General features: G+C 42.4%; 1 protein-coding gene and 1 pseudogene. Both read right to left on the bottom strand.

Going from position 1 to position 2,620, the window contains the following annotated elements:
• On the bottom strand, positions 1 to 1,156 hold a 1,156-nt coding region (locus JGK36_RS33680), incomplete at its 3' end, for a hypothetical protein (RefSeq protein ID WP_293193993.1).
• A 764-nt stretch (positions 1,157 to 1,920) separates the two neighbouring features.
• A pseudogene (locus tag JGK36_RS33685) lies at positions 1,921 to 2,313 on the bottom strand (acyl-CoA thioesterase); the annotation flags it as partial.
• Between the last annotated feature and the right edge of the window lie 307 nt (positions 2,314 to 2,620).

Raw genomic sequence — 2,620 nt, forward strand, 5'->3', positions numbered from 1 at the left:
GCATTTCCGAGACTTGAGAATTGAGTTGCTCTTCCAATTGCGATCGAGTTTGACGCCCATTTTCTAACTGATTTTCTAAGTCGGATATTTGAGATTGCATTTGAGCTTGATTGTGGTTGGCTGTCTCGATTTGAGTTTGCAATTCTAAGACTTGAGAATAGAGGTGCGAGCGTTCTGTGTTTGCAGTTTCTAAATCTGATTGCAGTTGCGATCGCTCTTGGTATAGACTTTCTAACTGCTGTTCTAATTCGGATACTGAAGATTGCAGTTGAGCTTGGCTCTGATTTGCTGTATCGAAGAGATTTTGCAATTCCGAGAGTTGAGAGTAAATGTGCGATCGCTCTTTGTTAGCCGTTTCTAATTGAACCTGCAATTCTGACAACTGAGACAGCAACTGTTCCCGCTCTCGAACAACCGTTTCTGATTGACTTTGCAGCTCAGATAATTGAGAGTTTAACTGCATTTTATCCTGATTCGCTGCTTCTAACTGCGTTTCCAGCTCTAATGCTTCAGGTTGCGGTTGATTTGGTTGTTGGCGGGCGGTTTCCAATTGAGAGTTGAGGATTTCTCGTTCTTGCTCTGAACTCTCTAGTTGAGCTTGCAATCCCGAAAGTTGAGACTGAAGTTGCTCCCGCTCTTGAATTGAGCGATCGAACTTAATTTGAATTTCTGACAACTGGTATTGTACCTGCAATCTGCCTTGGCTAGCAGTTTCCAACTGACTTTCAACTTCCGAAAGCAGAGCGTTAAATTGAGAACGTTCTGCATTAACCGCCTCTAACTCTGCTTGCATTTCCCGGATTTGGGCGTTAAGTTGCGATCGCTCGTGCTGAGCCAATTCTAACTGATATTGAAGTTCTGCCACTTCTGCTAACTGAGACTCAGCTTGTTGAGTATTTTCTAGCTGAAACTGCAAATCAGCAATCAGAGCATTAACTTGCGATCGCTCCTCAGCAATTCCTGCCAAAAATTCTTCCAATTCCGACACTTGATTGTTTAAAACATCTTGCTCGCGAGTCACAATTTCCAAGCGACTTTGCAGCTCAAACATTTCAGAATTTAGCTGAGTTTCATTCTGCATTTTCTGCCGCAATTCCGAAGTTCTAGCATCCAACTGCGACGCCAACTTCGATATGGCCTCCTGCGAACCCTGCATCCGCACCAAATTGCGTGAATTTCGCTTATTCAAAATAAGCCAGCAGACTAATGCCCCGCCTGCAAACCCTATCAATAAAAGTAATGCTTCCATTTGTTTATTTAATTGATATAAATTGAGTTATTTTGCTGTTTTTCCCAAAATGGGTATTCAAAAAACACTATCTTGTTCAAGGATATCACAATTTTAGCGCCTGTGTTTACCTGGCAAAACACTTTATATTTGTTTACATTGTTTGACATAGTTAAATGTTAACATTAATGTACAATGTTGTTGTGTAGAGCGCATTAATTGGGATATTTGGGCAGCGAATTAATACAATTTTGGAAAATTAATGCAACAATATTGGTAGGGTGTCTCGCCATGTATGGTTCCCAACAACAACAGAACATCAAACTATAGCAGTCTTTGCAGGAGTCGTAAAGTTTTTTACCCCACCCCTACCCTACCCTTATTAAGGGGAGGGAGTAAGAAATTCACAAATGATTTAGGATTTCTATAGCGACGCAAAGCGCGGCAATAGTTGAGTAAACAAACTCAACTAATAGTGTTGTAACAAGGATTGTTTCAATTGGTACAAGTAGAAGTTTGGCATAAATATTTGATTGACAGGTCAATGGTAGATTAAAAGTTTATCTAACAAAAATAAAATAGAGATAATTTTAAGTAGAGCGAGCGAATCAGTGCAATCTTGTTTAATGACTGAAAATTCAACCACTCTACTTATGATGTCTGGGCAAACTATTTTGGATAATGAACCAAAGTTAGGGTAAAGGTTTAACAGAAAGCCTTGTCAAAGCTTCCTTCAGCGCCGGCGGCAATTGACGGATAATCTTGCCCTTGTCCCGATCGACACCAACCAAAGTTACCTGTGCTGTCACGTATAATTCTTGAGCGTCGGGCGATCGAATTTCGTAATCCCAAAGCAGCCGCACGCCCTCGGTAGCAGCCATCCGGGTTCTGACTGCCACAGATTGACCCATTTGTACAGAGCGGTGGTAGCGCAGTGAAAGCTCAACCACCGGCAATTCCACACCCTGCGCCACCCACTCTGCATACTCGATGCCGAGAGAGCGCAAACTTTCCACCCTAGCTTCCTCCATCCAAGTCAGATAAGTCCCGTGCCAAACCGCGCCACTGTAGTCAGTATGGTGGGGGTTTGAAACTGTAACTTAATTTATGGACAAAGCTACCCATCCTTGACTATTTGGGCAGCTTTGTCCGCAACTCGGGCGATCGCACGAGACTATTTGCCCCTGGTTCAATTTGTTTTTGCCTCCGTGCCATTGGATGACAGATGTGGGCGTCTTGCGTCAGAGAAATCTGCATTTGGACTGATTATAATTTTTTACCTGCCATGTTGACGCTCGCAGGAAGTCGTATATAATACAAAGCACAGTACATTTACTCATGTCGAGTCAAATGCAGCTCGTAGAAAAACACGTAATTAACAAACAACATAGA

Source organism: Microcoleus sp. PH2017_35_SFW_U_B, assembly GCF_020737865.1.
In the GTDB taxonomy this organism is placed as follows: domain Bacteria; phylum Cyanobacteriota; class Cyanobacteriia; order Cyanobacteriales; family Microcoleaceae; genus Microcoleus.